Source organism: Sphingomonas phyllosphaerae 5.2 (genome assembly GCF_000419605.1).
Taxonomy (GTDB): Bacteria; Pseudomonadota; Alphaproteobacteria; order Sphingomonadales; family Sphingomonadaceae; genus Sphingomonas; species Sphingomonas phyllosphaerae_B.
In genome coordinates this window covers 333,633-351,571 of the sequence record NZ_ATTI01000001.1, presented here as the reverse complement: position 1 = coordinate 351,571, position 17,939 = coordinate 333,633, and the positions used below count along the sequence as shown (strand labels likewise).

The 17,939-nt window shown below is 66.5% G+C and carries 14 protein-coding genes; 10 read left to right on the top strand and 4 right to left on the bottom strand.

The annotated features are described in order from the left end of the window. The first annotated feature begins 134 nt into the window (after positions 1 to 134). Positions 135 to 1,340 carry an MFS transporter gene (locus SPHPHY_RS0101785; RefSeq protein WP_156024965.1) on the top strand — a complete coding sequence of 402 codons (1,206 nt, stop codon included), beginning with the start codon at positions 135 to 137 and terminating at the stop codon, positions 1,338 to 1,340. Here the strand turns inward: SPHPHY_RS0101785 and SPHPHY_RS18855 are convergent. After that, positions 1,246 to 2,361 (bottom strand): ROK family transcriptional regulator, encoded by a 1,116-nt coding sequence (locus SPHPHY_RS18855; RefSeq protein ID WP_022685000.1) that lies wholly within the window; start codon positions 2,359 to 2,361, stop codon positions 1,246 to 1,248. The genes SPHPHY_RS0101785 and SPHPHY_RS18855 overlap by 95 nt on opposite strands. 145 nt (positions 2,362 to 2,506) lie before the next feature. On the opposite strand from SPHPHY_RS18855, the gene SPHPHY_RS0101775 reads away from it, so the two are divergent. From SPHPHY_RS0101775 to SPHPHY_RS22410, 7 genes are all read left to right on the top strand, one after another. Further along, on the top strand, positions 2,507 to 5,245 hold the full coding sequence (locus tag SPHPHY_RS0101775) for a TonB-dependent receptor (protein WP_022684999.1): 2,739 nt from the start codon (positions 2,507 to 2,509) through the stop codon (positions 5,243 to 5,245). Continuing rightward, entirely contained in the window at positions 5,245 to 6,375 is a 1,131-nt protein-coding gene (locus SPHPHY_RS18850; RefSeq protein WP_022684998.1) for a hypothetical protein, read from the top strand. Before SPHPHY_RS0101775 ends, SPHPHY_RS18850 begins: the two co-directional genes overlap by 1 nt. After that, on the top strand, positions 6,372 to 6,923 hold the full coding sequence (locus SPHPHY_RS0101765) for a hypothetical protein (RefSeq protein ID WP_156024964.1): 552 nt from the start codon (positions 6,372 to 6,374) through the stop codon (positions 6,921 to 6,923). Before SPHPHY_RS18850 ends, SPHPHY_RS0101765 begins: the two co-directional genes overlap by 4 nt. 95 nt (positions 6,924 to 7,018) lie before the next feature. Then, a complete protein-coding gene (locus SPHPHY_RS0101760) occupies positions 7,019 to 7,240 on the top strand; it encodes a hypothetical protein (protein WP_156024963.1) in 222 nt (73 codons plus the stop codon). A 200-nt stretch (positions 7,241 to 7,440) separates the two neighbouring features. Beyond that, positions 7,441 to 8,139 (top strand): hypothetical protein, encoded by a 699-nt coding sequence (locus tag SPHPHY_RS0101755; protein WP_022684995.1) that lies wholly within the window; start codon positions 7,441 to 7,443, stop codon positions 8,137 to 8,139. 316 nt (positions 8,140 to 8,455) lie between these two features. Continuing rightward, on the top strand, positions 8,456 to 8,770 hold the full coding sequence (locus tag SPHPHY_RS22415) for a hypothetical protein (RefSeq protein ID WP_022684994.1): 315 nt from the start codon (positions 8,456 to 8,458) through the stop codon (positions 8,768 to 8,770). Further along, positions 8,767 to 9,201, top strand: coding sequence for a TonB-dependent receptor domain-containing protein (locus SPHPHY_RS22410; RefSeq protein WP_331271026.1), 435 nt, complete (start codon positions 8,767 to 8,769; stop codon positions 9,199 to 9,201). Before SPHPHY_RS22415 ends, SPHPHY_RS22410 begins: the two co-directional genes overlap by 4 nt. 50 nt (positions 9,202 to 9,251) lie before the next feature. Here the strand turns inward: SPHPHY_RS22410 and SPHPHY_RS0101735 are convergent, their stop codons facing one another. Both SPHPHY_RS0101735 and SPHPHY_RS0101730 read right to left on the bottom strand, forming a co-directional pair. Continuing rightward, positions 9,252 to 9,959 (bottom strand): SapC family protein, encoded by a 708-nt coding sequence (locus SPHPHY_RS0101735; RefSeq protein WP_022684992.1) that lies wholly within the window; start codon positions 9,957 to 9,959, stop codon positions 9,252 to 9,254. Continuing rightward, a complete protein-coding gene (locus SPHPHY_RS0101730) occupies positions 9,956 to 11,515 on the bottom strand; it encodes a tryptophan halogenase family protein (protein WP_022684991.1) in 1,560 nt (519 codons plus the stop codon). Before SPHPHY_RS0101730 ends, SPHPHY_RS0101735 begins: the two co-directional genes overlap by 4 nt. Before the next feature lie 132 nt (positions 11,516 to 11,647). On the opposite strand from SPHPHY_RS0101730, the gene SPHPHY_RS0101725 reads away from it, so the two are divergent. Next, positions 11,648 to 14,509 (top strand): TonB-dependent receptor, encoded by a 2,862-nt coding sequence (locus tag SPHPHY_RS0101725; protein WP_028056367.1) that lies wholly within the window; start codon positions 11,648 to 11,650, stop codon positions 14,507 to 14,509. A 36-nt stretch (positions 14,510 to 14,545) separates the two neighbouring features. Here SPHPHY_RS0101725 and SPHPHY_RS0101720 read toward each other — a convergent pair whose 3' ends face one another. Further along, the gene (locus SPHPHY_RS0101720; protein ID WP_022684989.1) at positions 14,546 to 15,856 is read right to left on the bottom strand and encodes a chloride channel protein; all 1,311 of its coding nucleotides are present in this window, start codon (positions 15,854 to 15,856) and stop codon (positions 14,546 to 14,548) included. 279 nt (positions 15,857 to 16,135) lie between these two features. Here SPHPHY_RS0101720 and SPHPHY_RS18845 point away from each other — a divergent pair, with 279 nt between their 5' ends. Next, positions 16,136 to 17,938 (top strand): PAS domain-containing sensor histidine kinase, encoded by a 1,803-nt coding sequence (locus SPHPHY_RS18845; protein WP_196802096.1) that lies wholly within the window; start codon positions 16,136 to 16,138, stop codon positions 17,936 to 17,938. The last annotated feature ends 1 nt before the right edge of the window (position 17,939 follow it).

Below are 17,939 nucleotides of genomic sequence, written 5' to 3'. Positions count from 1 at the left end.
TGAGCGCAATTTCCGTAAAGGAAGGCACGACCGCCTTCATTCAGGCAGGGCGACGGGGACGGCGAGATCTAACGGCTATGTCGTCCTACCTTTTCGCGCATTTCGCCAAAAGCCAGCTCTGGCACGCCAGCACGTTGCTGTTCGGCTTCTTTCTGACCGAAGCGTGCGGATTGAGCATGGCGGAGATGAGCCTGATCATGGCCGCCTCGCTGGTGCTCAACGGCGCGGTCGATGCCGGGATCGGGCGGCGCTGGCGGACATTGGTGGTCAGCACCGTCGATGCCATGCGACGTCAGGCATGGGGGGCGCCGGTGACCTGTCTGTTCTTCCTGCTGGTCTGCGCGACGCCGTTGATCGCGCACGATCAGCGGCTTGGCTGGGCGCTGTTCATGCTCCTGGGTTTCCGCGCAAGCTATCCGTTTCTCGACGTGCCGCAAAACGCTGTCGTCGCCCTTGCCGGGTTCTCCGTCGAAACTCGCCAGGCGTTGCTTGCCAAACGCAACATCGCGTCCGGGATTGCCGGTCTCGCAGTCGGCGGGATCGCGGCCCCGTTGCTGGTACGGGGGGAAGGACCCGTCGCGTGGCTCACGTGGGCGACGTGCCTCGCGGTGCTCGCCTGCGGCTCGGCATGGTGGCTTGCGCGGACCTGCAGGCCCGACGAGACGGGGGATACGCCTGCCGAGATCGCTCCCATCCCGTCATTGTCGTTCGGGGGTGTACTGGCGGCTCTGGCGGTGATGATGGCCGCCGGTGCGACGTTCCGGACCCTGGAGCCCTATCAGGCGACGTTCGCCGGGCGGGGCATGGGCATCATGGTCTGGGCGGCGACCGGAGGGCTGGCCAGCCAGTTCCTGTGGTTCGCGGGCCGGCGCCGGGTGTCTGCCGCGGGCATGCTGGTCCTTGCTGCGCTGGTCTCGACGCTCGCCTCGCTCGGACTGGCATGGCCGTCGCCGCTCGGCAGCGGTCTCGCAGGGCTGGGGTTCGGTATCGCCACGGGTTGGCTGTGGCTCGCGCTCTGGACCGCGATGATGACCCACGCTGCCGCAGGCGGCGCGACCGGCTATGTCGGTACGTTCACGTGCGTGTCGAAGTTGGCGCAAGCCGCGGCGATGCTGTTGATCGGCCGGGTCATGGCGCGCTCCCCGTACCGCGTGACACTCGTCGATCCCGGGTCGCCGCCGTCGCTGTTGATGCCGCTCGCCCTTCTTGCCATTGCGTCGACCGCGCTCGCGCTGGCCTTTGCCGTCAGTCAAACAGGGTCCGATGGAAAACCAGCGCCGCCGCGCCCAGCGGGCCGGCAAGCTCGGGCTCCAGCACCGCGACGTCCAGCTTCGTCATAGGCGCGCGCCGCTCGCGGCGGGCGGGCAACTGCGCTTCGGGCCAGTCGACCGCGGCGACGATCCGCTGCGCGAGAACACGCGGCAGCCGCCCGCCCAGGATGATCGCCTCGCAATCCAGCGTGTAGCGGAGCGCTCCAAATAGATAGGAAAAGCTCGGCTGATGCTGCTCCAGCCAGGTTTCGATCCCCGGCCATGCCGGATCGAAACGGGCGATCATGTCGGCGATACCGGCAGTCGCGACACCATGATCGTCCAGACAATGCCGCAAGGTGGCCAGATTGGGCGTGACGCGCCCGGCGAGCGGGAACAGTCCCGCAACCTCGCCGGCATTGCCATGGTATCCACGAAGCAGCACGCCGTCGACGATCACGCCGGCACCGAACCCGCCCGCGACGTTGACGTAACAGGAACTGGCATAGCGCGCGCCGCTGCCGAGCAGTCGCTCGCCCAGCGCGGCGGCACTGGCGATGTTCTCGATCGCGACCGGCAGGGCAAGCTGGCGCGCGGCGGCCGCGTGCAGGTCGACCAGCGCCCAGTCATTCAGCTCCTCACCGGGGTTGACCGTCCCGGGTGCGACGAAATAGCCGGCAACCGCGATCCCCATCCCCTTCAATCTGCCCGGCGGTATCCCGAGCGGCTGCAACGCCGCAGTCCCGAATGCGACCGCAGCATCGAGCAGCGCCGCCCGGGGCATGCCCGCGACGGTGATCTCGCGCTGCGCCCGCACACGACCAGCCAGATCGAGCAGCACGACATCGGCGCGGTCCGTCATCACGGACAGGCCCAGCGCGAAGGCAGCGTCGGGAACGATGTGGATGAGGTGGCTGGGTTGCCCGCGTCCACTTGCCACGGGATCACCGGTACGCACCAGCCCGGCCGCTTCCAGTTCCTCGGTCGCCCTGAAGATCGCTGTTCCGGACAGTCCGCTCTCGCGGATCAACGCCGCGCGGGACGCCGCCCCGTGACGTCTGATCGTCGCAAGGACCGTGCGTGCCCGTGCACTGATGACGATGGCACCCATCCAAGTCCTTCCCCGGCCAGCTAAGCTGCTCACCCGGCTACGTTTCCGTCATCTCCCTACAACTGTCAAATAAATAACATACATTGTGATATATATTGCTCCTGGTTTTTGGGGGTGATTCGATATGGCGTACGGAACGGGTTGGATGTGCGGCTTGCTGGCGAGCACGATCCTTGCGGGCACGCCCGCGCTGGCGCAGCAGCAAACGCCTTTTTCCGCACCAGCAGCTCCGCAGGCGCCGCCGACAGTTTCCGACGAAGGTGCGGGCGAGGGTGCGCGCGAGGACATCGTCGTGACGGGCTTCCGTTCGTCGCAACGTTCGGCCGTCAAGGCGAAACGGGATTCGACCGTCATCCTGGATGCCGTGTCGCAGGATGATGTCGGCCGCTTGCCCGACCTGAATATCGTGGAGGCCAGCCGCCGGATCACCGGCGTTTCGGTCGTCGGTGGTGCCGATCCGACCAAGAACCGCGACATCTATCAGCGCGCGACGATCCGCGGGCTCGACCCGAAATACAGCCTCGTGACCATCGACGGCGTTCCGCTCGCTTCGCCGGACTGGGTGTTCCGAGGCGCGCGGCTCGACATGCTGCCGGCCTCGCTCGTGTCGCGGATCGAGGCGATCAAGAGCGTCACCGCGCAATATGATCCGCATGCACTGGGCGGCCAGATCAACATCGTGTCGAAAAGCGCCTTCGACGGGCGCGACGACCGGTTCTTCGTCGTCAACGCCAATGGCGGCCATAACGACACCGCCGGCAAGCTGATCCGGCGCGGCGGCCCGGCGATCCGCGCGGACGCCACAGGCGCGGCGCGTTTCGGCGCCGACCGGACGTTCGGGATCGTGGCGTCGGTCGAATACCAGCGACTGCCGTCGACGGCGCGCGCGGAACTGCCGGGCGACAGCAACGGTGCGGGCTGGTCCTACTTCACCGCGGCCGGCGCGCGCACGCCGTTCCCGAACCGGTCGAGCGGCCTGCTCGTCCCGGTGCGCAATCAGGATTATTTCTTCGAGAACCTGCGCACCCGGCTCAGCGGCAACCTGAAGCTGGAATGGCGCCCCGACGACGCGACCGAGCTGTCGCTGTTCGGCGGCTATTATCACGACAAGGATACCGAGACCCGGTACGAGATACTGACCCTGCCCACCGGCGCGCCCACTGCCGTCACCGCGACGAGCGGCGCCTTCGCGCAGGGCGATCTGCAACAGGGGCTGACCTATCAGCCCGTCACCCGCGACACCTGGCTGATCGATGCGAAGGGGCGACACGATTTCGGAAGCGGCGTCGTGCTGGATACGACATTGGCGCGCTCGAAAGCGGAATATCGCGAACTGCGCGAGATGATCAAATACGACACCAGCCCGCGCGCGGGCACGGCCCAGGCGGGTTTTCTGCCTGCGTTCGGCTATGGCTATATCATCGATGGCGGTCGGCCACGGCTGACCCTGAACGATACCGCGGCAGCGGGTAACCCCGACCGCTATCGGGCGCTCTACTATCGCAGCATCAACCGCGATCTCGATTCCACCGTCGATTTCGCCAGGATCAACCTCGGCGTCAACGCGACCGGCGACGACCGCGGGTTCGGTGCGAACATCGGCGCGGCAGTGACGCGTACCGATCTGTCCTACGATCAGCGCTACACCGAACATGTTTCCGCCAACGCTGCCGGACTGGCGACGATCGGGACGATGCGCGGCATCCTGCACGATCAACGGCCCGGCGCCTATCTCACGCCGGCCGTACCCTATCTGCTGATCGACCGGCCGGCGGCATGGCGGCGTTTCGAGGCGAACCGCAGCGCGTTCGTCGCCACCGACCAGCGTGCCAACAATGCCGCCGACGACTTCCGCGATCTCGAAACGACGAAGGCCGGCTATGCGCAGCTGCTGTTCCGCGCAGACCGGTTCGACGTGCAGGCGGGCGTCCGTTACGACGCGACGACACTGGTCGTCGATACCAACCGGGCACCGACGATGCGGGGCGCGACCCGCTACGAAGCGACGCGGCGTACGACCGACTATGCCTATTGGCTCCCCTCTGCCCTTGCCACGTACCAGCTGGGCGACGGCATGCGGATCCGCGCAGGCGTATCCAAGACCATCGGCCGCCCGGATTACAGCCAATATGCCGCGCGCACCTCGTTCGGGATCGGCACCGACGGAACGCTGACCGTCAATACCGGCAACCCCGACCTGAAGCCGCGCGAGGCGTGGAATTACGACCTGTCCTACGAATGGTACATGGGCGCCGGCATGATCTCGGTCGCTGCCTTTGCGAAAGACATCAGGAACGAGATATTCACCAGCAGCCAGCAAGGGCCGCCCACGACGTTCCAGGCGGTCAGTTACCAGACGGTGTTCGTCAACACGCCGCGCAATGCGAGCAGCGCCAAGATCAAGGGTATGGAGCTGGGCTATTCGGTCGATCGCATCGCGGCGATCCCGGGGCTGGGCGTCAACGCGAACTTCACCTTGCTCGACGGATCATATCGTCAGCCCGTCAGTGCAGCGGGTATCGCCTCGGGACTTCCCGCGACGCGCGGGACGACCGGGCTGATCCAGCAGCCGGACTATATCGCCAACCTGACCGCTTTCTACGGTATCGGCCCGGTCGAGTTGCGCGCCTCGTACAATCGCATCGGCCGCGCGATGCAATCGGCCGACGGCGATACGCCGACGCGCGATCTCTATCAGCAGCCGCGCCAGCAGGTCGACGTGCAGGCACGGTACGCCGTGTACGACGGGCTGGAACTGGTCGCGCAGGTGCAGAACCTGAGCAAGGAACCGTTTGTCGTCCGGCAAGGTACGGGAGGTGAGTATCTCAACTACTACTTCCCGGTCGGCCGCACGTTCTGGCTCGGTCTGTCGTGGAAGCCATGATGAGGCGCTCGCTGTTGGCGGCATCGGTCCTTGCGGCGGGGATGGTTTCCGTGCCCGCCGCCGCAGCGGAGACCGACACGGTCAGGGTCGTCCTGAAATTCGTCAAGCGTGCAGCCGCCTCCGGTCCGGTGGTTCGCTTCGATCCGGCGTCCTGCCCTGCGTGCGAACCGGTCGCCGACCCGCTCTTCAACGCGGACAATCCGCGCGAGACCGTGGTGGCGATCACCGTGCCCTACCGGCGGAGCCTGGAACTCGGGTTCCTGGGCAAGCCCGATGCGCTGCGGCGCGTGCTGCTGGAGGGAGGCGACATACCGTTTCGCGCCGGGCACGAGCGGATCGTCGTGCCGTTGCCGCCGCTCTCCTTCGATATGGTGACCGCGGCCGAAGTGGCGACGCATATCGTCGAGCCCGGCATGGTGCTGCGTTTCGAGCATGCCGATCCCGCGCGCAGGGCGGGCGCCTATGCCACCGGGCGTTTCCCGGTCATGGAGCGCCGGGCTGCCGACGTACTGGAATTTGCGCAGCGCGACGTCGTGCGCACGCTCGGTATCGGCGAGGAAGTTGCCCGGAACGGATCGGGCGCCATCCAGATCATGGGTTTCGATACCAATGCCCCGCATGGCCATATCGACGCACCACCGCACGTCCACATGCACCTGCGCTGGCCCGGCGACGCCGGCACGCAGATCGGCCATTATTACCTGACGAGCGGGGGATTGTTGTCTCACAACGTGGTCGGGATAAAAGGGTCGACCGCACCCGATCGCCGCTATGCCCGCGGGGAACGGTTCGTCACTGTCGCCCCGGATGGACGTCCCGTCTACACGCACCGCATCACGGAGCAGGGCTGGCTCGAAATCGGTAGCGCGGCGGGATCGGCTTGCCTGATCCGCCCGCTGCAGGGAACGAGCTTTGCCGGGGGTGCGATCGTCGCCTGTGCGGGCCGACCCGATCGACGGATCACCGTCACGGACGATCGGGACGCGGGTATCTTGACCGTCGCTACCGACGAGATCGTCGAGACATTCCGCTATGACGCCGATTCCGGTGCCTTGCGCGATCCTGTCGCTCCACCACCATCGTCTCCGTCCGTCGCGACCAGACCGGGCCAGCCACGGCCGCGATCATGATGCGCGGGTTGCTCGGCACGGGGGTGCTCGCCATCCTGCTGTGCGCGGGCTGGCTCCTCTGGCGCGGGCACCGTGATCCGCCTGCCGTCGATGACGGACACATTCGGATCGTGCCGGCGGGTGGTGAGGCGGCCGTGGCGCATCCTTCGCCGGTGTCGAAACCGGCCTGGGTCCCGCCGGGCGGCGGACCGGAAACGGCGCTGCCCGATCTGGAGCCGCTTTCCGTCAACGAGCGCGCGGCGATGCTCGACGGGCGCAGCCGGGAGCCTGTCTGGGCACGCCACACGGAAAGCGAACTGACACGACAGCTTGCAGGAGCGATGCGCGGACTGGCCGTACAATCCGCCCGCTGCGCCGACAGGCTCTGCGCCGTCGAAGGCCGGTTACAGTCGTTCGGGGATCAACAGTCGGCGGTCGCCCAACTGGTCGCTGGGCGCCTCGCCCCGGCGTACGCGCGCGCGGGCCTGGTGCCGGCAGGTTCGATCGAGATCGAAGCCGATGACCGCGGCGATCTGCATTTCACCCAATACCTTCAGCGTCCTCGATAACCGACGCCAGGTTGTCGTGCCCACCTTTGGGCCCCAAAGCAGGAGTATCGACCGTGATACCGAGAAGATTTCTAGGCGCGCTTATCGTAGCGATGGTGACGCTAAGCACCCCGGCAGCCGCGAAGCAGAATTACTCGCCGGCCAAGGTCATAGAAGGCATGAAGGCAAACAACCACAACCTTCGCATCATTGTCGAACATCGTGGGAATTTTTCACAGGACTGTCCGGAGAATTCCATTTGCGCGATCAATGCCACGGGCAATGCCGGTATCGAAGCCGTCGAGATCGACGTCAGGGAATCCGCTGATGGAACATAGTGGCCCATCCACGACACCCGCGTGGGCCGGACAACCAATTTCGCCGCAAACGGGCATCTGTTCGACCCATACGTCCGCTCCGAGCGAAACACCCAGAGCAATCCTGAAATCAGCAAGTTGCGCGATGCAACGCTTGAGAAATTGCGGCTGCGGGATCCCTTGGGAAATGTCTCGCGCTATCGTTCCAAAGACTTGAGAATATGATGCGCGACGTTGACATCGGCAATCGCAATCTCGTCTACATGTTTGATATCAAGACGTCCTCCGCAATCGGCAAGACCGCGTCGATGATCAGGCGCATGGGCCTGCAAGACCGTTCGATCCTGAAATTCAGTAGCACGCTGGTATCACCTCGAAATCTCCTCGCAGAGACGCAAGGTCTCCACTTCGTTCCCGTGATGGGAACCGGCAGCCTCGATCAGATCGCCGATCACTTCCACCTGGAGCGTTCAAGCCCGTCGGAGCGCGTCAACGCCTACGTACACGATCTTTCAAGGACACGGGGGTTCGTGTATTTCGAGGTACGCAACAAGATGTTTAGCGGACCGACATCGAATAATGATTTCGATGCCAAGGTAGAAGGGCCGCTAAACCAGGTGAACTTCTATATGCGACTTACCGGTATCACACAGGGAGGCTTTCGCCCTTCTCCCGAACATTTCTCCACTCCAAACCAGCCAGGCTCGGGCTATTATTTCGTTGATGGACAATGCTGCCAGCAGCTGGCGCAGCACCATGATACATCACGGCACTTCGGGACCGATACGCGCGATGATCGCGAAAATCTTCACTATATGATATCGTACAACGCTGTCATCATCAGTGAAAAGGGGTCGCAGGCGCTGGCAAAAGCGCGAGCGATGGGTGCTCGAAAGGAGCAGCATAGACTTCTTTATTGATGCCGTAGCGCAACGCCTTGCGGCACCGGCCCCAGTGAGCCGCCGTAGCAGAAGCCAAGCGGCGGTTGACGGGGGTCGAGCTCCTCACAAAGGCGAAGTCGCAGGGCAAAGGCTTGCCCCCTGCACAACGGCGATTCCCCGCTTCCGTGCAGCGAGATCATGCGCACGCGTCGGCGGATCGGCGACCCGCCGACGACCGGACGTCATGAATCCGTCGCGGGAAAGCACCGGAAGCGACCCGAGGTGATCGTACCCGCGCCGTAACGCTCGCTGATCAGCGGCGATCTCCGCAGGCACCTTACAAAGTGGGAAGTTCATGATCCGCAAGACGCTGCTGCTCGCCTTGGCAAGCGCGCTGTTCGCCATCTCCGGCACCGCGCACGCGCGCGCCACACCGGGGGAGCAGGCGGCGACGGTCGAAACCCGGGATGCAGGCGCAGAGATCGTGGTCTATGGCCGCGGCAAGGTCCGCCAAAAACAGACGATCTCACGCAAGGCGATCGACATCCTGCCGCCGGGAAGTTCGCCGCTGAAGGCGGTGGCGCGGCTGCCTGGCGTGGCGCTGCAGAGCTCAGACCCGTTCGCTTCGTACGAACTCGGCACGCGCCTGTCGCCCGCCCGCCCGCGCTGATCGCCTCCTATTCGTACAATGACCGCAGCTACGACGACGACACCGCCAATGGCGCGGCCTTCGTCCGGACCAAAGGCGTGCGCACCGTCGACACTCCCGCCCATCTCGGCAAGGGCGAGATCAACTACGACGATGGGCGCTTCTTCGGCGATCTTGCCGGCGCGTACACGTCGCGTCGCAATACCACCTACACCGGCGACGTGACGGTGGAGGGTTACACGCTGTTCGATGCCACCATCGAATATCGCTTCCCGGCAAACGGCGTGCTTGCCGGCGTCGAGCTCCAGATCAACGCCGTCAACCTGACGGACGAACGGTATGTCGCCGCGCTCGGCTCCGGGCAGTTCTTCGACACCGCCGCGTCGTTGAACAACACCCTACAGGCCGGATCGCCGCGCCAGATCTTCGGTACCTTCAGGCGCCGGCTCTAGGCGCCCCGCCCGGCTATCACCTCAACGGTCCGTCATCTCCCGAGCGGTGTTCAGTCGCGCGTCGTCAGCCGGACCGCGGAAATGGCGTCGTCGAAGCGCGCATTGTGGAGTTGCCGCAGTCGCTCGACCTGCGCCAGCGATGCGCCGAGCACCGCGGCCGGCGCGAGTTCGTCGGCGCGGTGCATCGCCACCACCGCCGCATCGTCGAGGGCGGCGAGCGCCGGCTCCGCCACCGCATACAGCCCGTCCAGCACGTGCTCACGCCCGTCCGCCAGCTTCAGCACCACCGTCAACGCGCGCAGCAGCGACCGCCGCGCGTAAGCGTCGGCGAGGGCGCGCCCGGCCGCGACGCCCGCCAGCACCGCGTCCAGCGCCTCGCGCCACCGATCGGCGCGCCCGTCGTCGAACAACGGCTCGCCCGACCCGCCGACCGACGCATCCTCTTCGTCGACCGCAACGCCCCCCGCACCGCCCGGATCAAGCCGGAGCGCCGAAAGCCCGGCGGCGCGCGGTTGGTACGTGGCATGATAGCCGGCCGGCGAGACGAACAGATTGACGGGTTCCACCAGCCCGGTCAGCGCGACCAGCTCGAACCGCCCGGTCTGCGCGTCCTTGGCCATGCACAGCGGCATGTCGGCCGCGGCGAGCGCGATCTCGCCGCGGCCAAGCGGCACCAGCCGGCGCTGCGCACCGCCGCGCGTCCGGTCGATCGACAACCCGCCATGCCGCGTCGGATCGAGCGCGCGCAGCCGCGTCATACCGCCTGCAGTCCATGTTCCCGAACCGCGCGCAGGAGGTCGCGATGCATCGGCATCCGCTGCATCGCCTCGGCGCGCATCCGTTCGGTGCGCGCGATCCAGCGCTTCGCCAGCGCCGCCTCGGGGGCGGCGTCGCGGCGCGCATAGCGGGTGGGATAGTTCATGCCGTGCAGCACATATTGATAGCTGGGCCAGCCGAACACCTCGCGCGCATGATCGAAATCGACCGCGGCCGGCGGGTGGTCGCGCCACATGGCGAGCCGCTCGGCCAGCCCGTCCGGCCATGTCGCGGGATCGGCATGGTCGCGCCAGAACGGCGTGTCGGTACGCCGCGTGATCGCATAATGCAGCTTCAGGAACTCGATGATCCGCGCCCAGTGATGCGTGAACGCGGCGTTGAACTGCCGCGCGGCGGTGTCGATCGCCCCGCGCGTGCGCGGCAGGCGGTCGGCGATCGCATCCATCGACGCCTCGATCAGCATCAGCGCCGACGCCTCCAGCGGCTCGACGAACCCAGCCGACAGCCCCACCGCGACGCAATTGTTCTGCCAGAAGCGCTCGCGATGGCCGGCGTCGATGCGCAGCATCCGCGCCGACAGCCCCTCCGCCGCGGGGCCGATGTAGCGGCGCAGCGTCGCCTCTGCGGCATCGTCGCTGATGTGCGCGCTGCTGTAGACGTGCCCGGTGCCGCGGCGCGTCCATAGCCCGATATCCCAGATCCATCCGGAATCCTGCGCCGTGGCGACGGTGTGGCAGGTGACGGGGTCGTCGGGGTCGGCGTACGGCACCTGTATCGCGATCGCCCGGTCGGCGAACATCACGTCCCGGCACGATCGAAACGGAACGTCGTACACGCCGCCGATCAGCAGCGCGGCGAACCCCGAGCAATCGACGAACAGGTCGCCGGCGATCGTGCGTCCATCGGCCAGGACGATGCCCGCGACGTCGCCATTGGCGGCCATCTCGGCGCGCACGATGTCGCCCACGACATGCGTCACGCCCAGCTTGGTGGTGGCATGTTCGTGGAGCAGTCCGGCGAATTTGCCGGCGTCGAGATGGTAGGCGTAGTTCGCCTGCCCGGCATATTCGGGCATCGTGATCGCCTTCGGCGCCCGCCCGGCGTCGCACAGGGTCGCCTGAAAATCGACCCACGACGCGAAGTCCGCGTCACCCGTGCCGCCGGGCCAGTATGGCGCGAGGTCCAGCTCGGTCGCGCCCGCCGGCAGGTTGAGCGGATGGTAATAACCGTCGCCGGGTGTGCCGTCCGCCCAGCCGACGAACCGCGCGCCCTGCTTGAACGCCGCATCGCAACGCCGCACGAATTCGGTTTCGGAGATGCCGATCTTGGCCAGCGTGTTGCGCATCGTCGGCCAGGTGCCCTCGCCGACACCGATCGTCGGCACCTGCGCCGATTCCACCAGCGTCACCGCTACCTCCGCGCCGCTACGTCGCACCGCCGCCGCAAGCCGCGCCGCCGCGATCCACCCGGCGGAGCCGCCACCGACCACCACGACGTGGCGCACCGGCCGTTCCGCGTCTTCGTGCGGCTCGCTCATTCAACCCTCCCCCAGCCTCAGGCGCGATGTTTGCCACCACACCTTTATAATATTGATCATATCCAATTGTCTTACTAGAACGATTGCAGACCCTGCGGACATCAAAGCGGGGCACAAAAGGGAGATCAAGGCATGACGTCACCATTCCGGCACGCGCGCACGTGGCAGCGTATCACAGCGGGCATGGGGTGCGCCATCGGCGCCTTGATCGTGGCAACGCCGGCACTGGCGCAGGACGGCACGTCGCCGGAAGCCGCCGGCATCGCAGCCCCCGGCCAGACCTCGACCGACAGCGCCGCGGGCGACATCGTCGTCACCGGCATTCGTGCCAGCATCGAATCCTCCGCCGCGCAGAAGCGTACCGCGTCGGGCATCCTCGATGCGATCTCGTCGGAGGATCTCGGCAAGTTCCCCGACGCCAATGTCGCGGAATCGCTCCAGCGTATCCCGGGCGTCGCGATCGACCGCAGCAACGGCGAGGGCCAGTCGGTCACCGTCCGCGGGCTGGGGCCGCAGTTCAACACCGTGCTGTTCAACGGCCGCAGCTTCGCCAGCGACAACTTCAATCGCTCCTTCTCGTTCGACCTGATCCCGGCCGAACTGATCAGCGGTGCGCAGGTCTACAAGAGCGCGCAGGCGTCGCTGCAGGGCGGCGGCATCGGCGCGACGATCAACATCCAGACGCCGCGTCCGCTCGCGCTCAAGGAATTCAAGGGCATCGTCAGCGCCAAGGCACTGTACGAGAAGAACAGCGAAAAATTCACGCCGCAGCTGTTCGGGTTGCTGAGCGACACGTTCGCCGACGGTCGGCTCGGGTTGCTGGCGTCGCTGTCGTACCAGAAGCGTATCGCGTCGATCGATTCCGTCACCAACGGCGGATACCTGCCGCGGACGGCGGTCGGTCGCGAAGGCGCGCGGCTGTTCGAAAACGTCTATGCGCCGCGCAACCAGGACGTCGGCAACGCGCGTGACGTTCGTACCCGGCTGGGCGCGACGCTGGTCGGGCAATACGAGGCCAGCGATACGCTGACCTTCACGGTCGACGGGCTGTACAACAAGTTCAAGAGCGATTCGACGACGCGGGCGCTGGGCAGCTGGTTCGAGCCGTCGCAATATACGGCGGCGACGATCGACGACAACCGCACGATCACCTCGCTGACCACCAGCGGCAACGCCGACTTCATCTCGTCGGGCGCGATCCGCGAGACGACGACGTGGGAAGCCGGCGGCAACGTCGAGTGGAACCCCAGCGACCAGTTCAAGATGGTGCTGGATGCGACGTGGTCGCGCGCCAAGAACGCGGGCGGCGGCAAGTCCTATTTCGCGGTCATCGGCTCGGCCTCGCCCTATACCTTCAATCAGGCCGTGGACGGCGGGATCGGCTCCACCTCCGGCTATGGCCCCGGCGTGCTGAGCGATCCGGCGCTGGGCAAGACGCACATCGCGGGCGTGAACGGCAACGATATCACCGAAGAAGTGCAGGAATATCGCTGGAACAACGAATTCAAGCCGGACGACGGCGTCCTGAAGGCGTTCCGCTTCGGGCTGGCACGCACCTCGCGTGACAAGAACAACGTGCCGATCACGTCCGCCGACGACGTCGGCTGCGTCTATTGCGGCTATCCGACCTTCGCCGATCCGTCGCTGCTGACGCCGTTCACGATGAACGGGCTGGGGGCGAAGAGCGGTTCGGTGCCGCTGACCTTCCTTACCTTCGATCCGCGCCGCTACCTCGATTTCCTGACCAGCCCGGCCGCCACGTCGGCGCTGGACAGCGCGCAGAAGCTGGCGCCCGGGACGACCGCCGCGCGCTATGCCGCGGTCAACGGCTATGCGACGACGCCGCAGCCGTCGGCGCGGGTCAAGGAGACGGTCTATGCCAGCTATGCCGACATGGATTTCGAATCGACCATCGGCAGCATGCCGTTGTTCGTCAACGTCGGCGCGCGCTACGAATATACCGAACTCAGTTCGTTCGGTCAGCAGCGCCAGCTGGTCGATCTGACGCCGACCGGCGGCAATCCGCCGACCGATCCGACGATCTATGTCGGGGTGTTCAACAGCCCGGCCGGCGTATCGATCACGCGCAAGTCGTCGTACAGCAACTTCCTGCCGACCGCGAACGTCCGGCTGAACCTGACGCCGAAGCTGCAGGTGCGCGTCGCGGCCTACCAGACGCTGACCCGCCCCGCGATCGGCGATCTGGCACCCACCTTCAACACCGACACGCTCCGCCCGGCGACGCTGAGCGCCAGCGGCGGCAATCCCGAGTTGAAGCCGTACCGCGCCAACAACGCCGATCTGTCGGTGGAATGGTATCCGACCTCGACGACGACGCTGTCGGCGGCGGTCTTCTACAAGAAGGTCGACGACTTCATCATCCAGAGCTTCGGTGACGAGCGACTTCCGATCCTGAACGCGGGCAACGCGCAGGGCGTGCGGCTGCCGGCCGGCGGGCTGATCACCCAGACCGGCGGACAGTTCTTCGGCGAGTTCAGCGTGCGGCGTCCGCGCAACGCGCAGTCGCTGGAGATCAAGGGGCTCGAATTGAACGTGGTGCACACGCTCGATTGGCTGCCCGGCGTGCTGAGCGGCTTCGGCGTGCAGGCGAACGCCACCTTCGTCAGCACCAACCGCGAATTCGACGTCGACCAGATCGGGCAGTCGTTCGCAGCGGAAGGCATCGGCAATTCGCAGAACGGCACGGTGTTCTACGAGAAATACGGCGTCTCGGCGCGGATCGCCTACAACCGCCGCGAACGCTTCCTGCGTCAGCTGGCGGGCGGTTCGGGCAACGAACCGATCTTCGTGCGCGATTACGGGCAGTTCGACGGCAGCGTCGCGGTCAACGTGACCCCTGCGGTGCAGGTGTTCGTGGAGGGCACCAACCTGTTCAACTCGAAGTATTTCACCACCGGGCGCTTCGACAACCAGCTGCTGTCGTACCAGAACTTTGGTCCGCGCTACGACGCGGGCGTGCGCTTCTCGTTCTGATCGCGCGGCGGGCGGCGGCGATGCGCCGCCGCCCGCTCACCGCGCCGGTGCGAACGTGCGCGACAGGCCGTGGTACAGTTTCTCGCGGCACACCTGCGTGCTCGCCCAATCCGCCACGAACGCCGATGCGAACATCGGCAACATCAATCCGCGGCTGCCGGTCGTCTCGGCGAGGATGATGACGGCGGTCAGCGGGGCGCGGACGACGCCCGCGAAATAGGCGACCATCCCCAGGATCACGATCGCGCTCGCCGGGCCGTCCGGGAACGCCGCGCGCAGCAGATTGCCGACGCCTGCGCCGACCGCCAGGCTCGGCGCGAATATGCCGCCCGGCAATCCCGCGACCGCGGTCGCCAATGTACTGGCGAACTTGGCGGGGCCGAACCACAGCGGCGCGTCGATTCCGACGATCATCGCGTGCGCGGCGGTATAGCCGGTGCCCCATGTCAATCCGGTCACCACGCCCAGCACCGCGACGACCAACCCACAGCTCCCGGCGAACGCCAGCGGACGCCGGCGCGCGAACCGCGATACCGGATGATCGGCGAGTGCCACGGCGAGCGTCAGTCGCGAGAACAGCCCGCCTGCCGCGCCGCCGACGATGCCCGCCACCGGGGCGATCAGCACGGCGCTCTTGAGCGGGATCGTCGCGCCGATCGCACCGAAATAGACGTAATCGCCGACCAGGCTCTGCGCGACCATGCCCGCAATCACGATCAGCGACAGGACGAGCAGCGTCACCCGTTGCTCATACGCCGCGGCGAGTTCCTCGATCGCGAACAGGATGCCGGCGAGCGGCGTGTTGAAGGCTGCGGCCACCCCCGCCGCACCACTTGCGATGACCACCGACGCGCGCATCGGCACGCGCAGCCAACGATGGCTGAGCGCCATCGTCGCCGCGGCAAGCTGCACGGTCGGGCCTTCACGCCCGACGCTCGCCCCCGTCAGGATCGCGACGAGCGTCAGCCCGACCTTCACGATCGCGGTGCGCATCGTCAGCAGCGTCGCGACGCCCAGGTCGGGCAGCGTGCGCGCCGCGATCACCTGCGGGATTCCGGAGCCACGCGCCGCGGGCGCGACACGCCGCGTCAACCAGACCAGCGCCATGAAGCCGAGCGGCGTCGTTACGAGCGTTATGCGGCACCAGCTGCGCGAAAATCGCTCGAACCATTCCCCCGCCGTGTCCGCAGCGGCCGCAAACAGCACCGCGATGACACCGATCGCCACCGCACCCGCCACCACCGCCACCCGGCGCCGGAACATCAGCGATGTCGGTCCACGCGAACGCAGCAGTGCGCGGGCGCGCCGGATGGTCCAGCGGCGACGGCTCGGAGCGATGATCGGCATGGCGGCGCCCTACCCGCATTGTGTGGCGAGGTTGCGGCGCGCACCCGCAACGCTGCTCGCGGCGGCTGACTGCATCGCCGGCAATTGATTATGATCCAGATCAACTCAGGCACATTTTTGCCCGGTAATCCCGCCGCTTCCGTGCCCTGCGCCTTTGCGCAATCGATCGCGTGGTATAGATGTGGATCATAGTCCGGCTGCGCGATGCCGGATGTGACGGGGCGATGGCGGGGCATGGATGCGGCGGAGGATGATGATCCTGGAACGGTAATGCCGGGCATGATCGACTTGCTGCGCCGGTACGATTGGAGCGCCACCCCGCTCGGTGCACGTGCCGACTGGCCATTCAGCCTGCGCACGACGGTGGACCTGATGATGGCGTCCGGCCACGCGATGTGCCTCGCCTCGGGACCGGAGCGGACGTTGCTCTACAACGACGCGTACGCCGCAGTGCTGGGCGCGCGGCATCCGGCGGCGTTCGGCATGCGCCTCGAGGAGATATGGTCGGACGTGTGGTCGGAGATCGGGCCGCTGGTCGCGCGCACCTTCGCGGGCGAGACGGCGACCTTTCATGACATGCCGCTGACGATGACCCGCAACGGTTTTCCCGAGCAGACGTGGTGGAGCTTCTCCTACTCGCCGGTACGCGACGATCGCGGAGCGGTGGCGGGGCTGCTGAACGTCACGACGGAAACGACCGGGCGCGTGATCGCCGAACAGGAACGCGACAAGGCCATCGCCGAACTGCGGCGCAGCGAGGGCCAGTGGCGTCGCCTGTTCGAGACGATGGAGGAAGGCTTCATTCTGGGCGCAGTGCTCCGCGACGATGCGGGCCGGATTATCGACTGGCGCTACGAAGAGGTGAACGACGCGTGGTACGACCTCGTCGGGATTGCACGCGGCGGCGCGATCGGGCGCACGATCCGCGAAGTTTTTCCGGGGATCGAGGACGAATGGGTATTGGAGTTCGCCTCCGTCGTCGAAGCCGGCGAGCCGGTGCGCTTCACCCGGCAGGTCGGTTCGCTTGGCCGCTGGTACGACGGGGTCGCCAAGGCAGCTGGTGGCGACTATTTCACGGTGCTGTTCACCGAGGTGACCGACCGCGTCCGCCGCGAGCAGCGGCAGTCGGCGATCATCACGCTGGGTGACCGATTGCAGGCGCTGGCCTCCGTCGACGACATGGTGGCGGCCACCGCCACGATCCTGGCCGATTCATTCGAAGTGCCGGTCGTGGATTACGACGACATCGAGGCCGGCGCAGCGTCGGTCGCGATCGGCGGCATGGTCCTGACGCCGTTCGTCGAGGATCTGCGCGCCGGCCGCGCGATCATGAAGCGCGATGGCATGGCCCCGTTCGTGGTGATGCCGGTCGTCGAGCGCGGAACGCTCGTCGCGCTGCTCCACGTCAGCAGCGCGGCCCCCCGCGACTGGAGCGCGGAGGAGGTGCAGTTCCTCCGCGACGTCGCGCATCGCCTGCGCGCCGCGGTCGAGCGGCTGCGGGCGGCCGAGCGTCAGGAAATACTGAATGGCGAACTGTCACACCGGGTGAAAAACACGCTGAGCGTGGTGCAGGCGATCGCGATGCAGACGCTGTCCAGCCAGATCGACCGCGGCTCGATGGAAGCGTTCGGCAACCGATTGAAGGCGCTGGCGGCGGCGCACGACGTACTGCTGACGCGAAGCTGGGCGGCCGCGGAGATCGCAGATGTCGTGCAGGCGACACTGGCCTCCTTCCCCGCCGACCGTGTGCGCGTGAATGGCCCCGAACTGCCGATCGGTGCGCGCACCGCGATGTCGCTGTCGCTGCTGATCCACGAACTGGCCACCAACGCCGTCAAGCACGGTGCCCTCAGCGTGCCCGCGGGGCATGTCCTGATCGATTGGGCGATCAATGAAGGGCAACTCGAAATGCGTTGGGTCGAACGCGGCGGCCCGCCCGCGATCGCGCCGACGCGGCGCGGATTCGGCTCGCGGATCATCAACATGGGTCTAACCGGGTCGGGAGACGTTAAGCTGCACTATGCTAGTGACGGCCTGACCGTCGAGATGACAGCGCCGGTTCGCCAGGTGCAGCAGGCCTGAG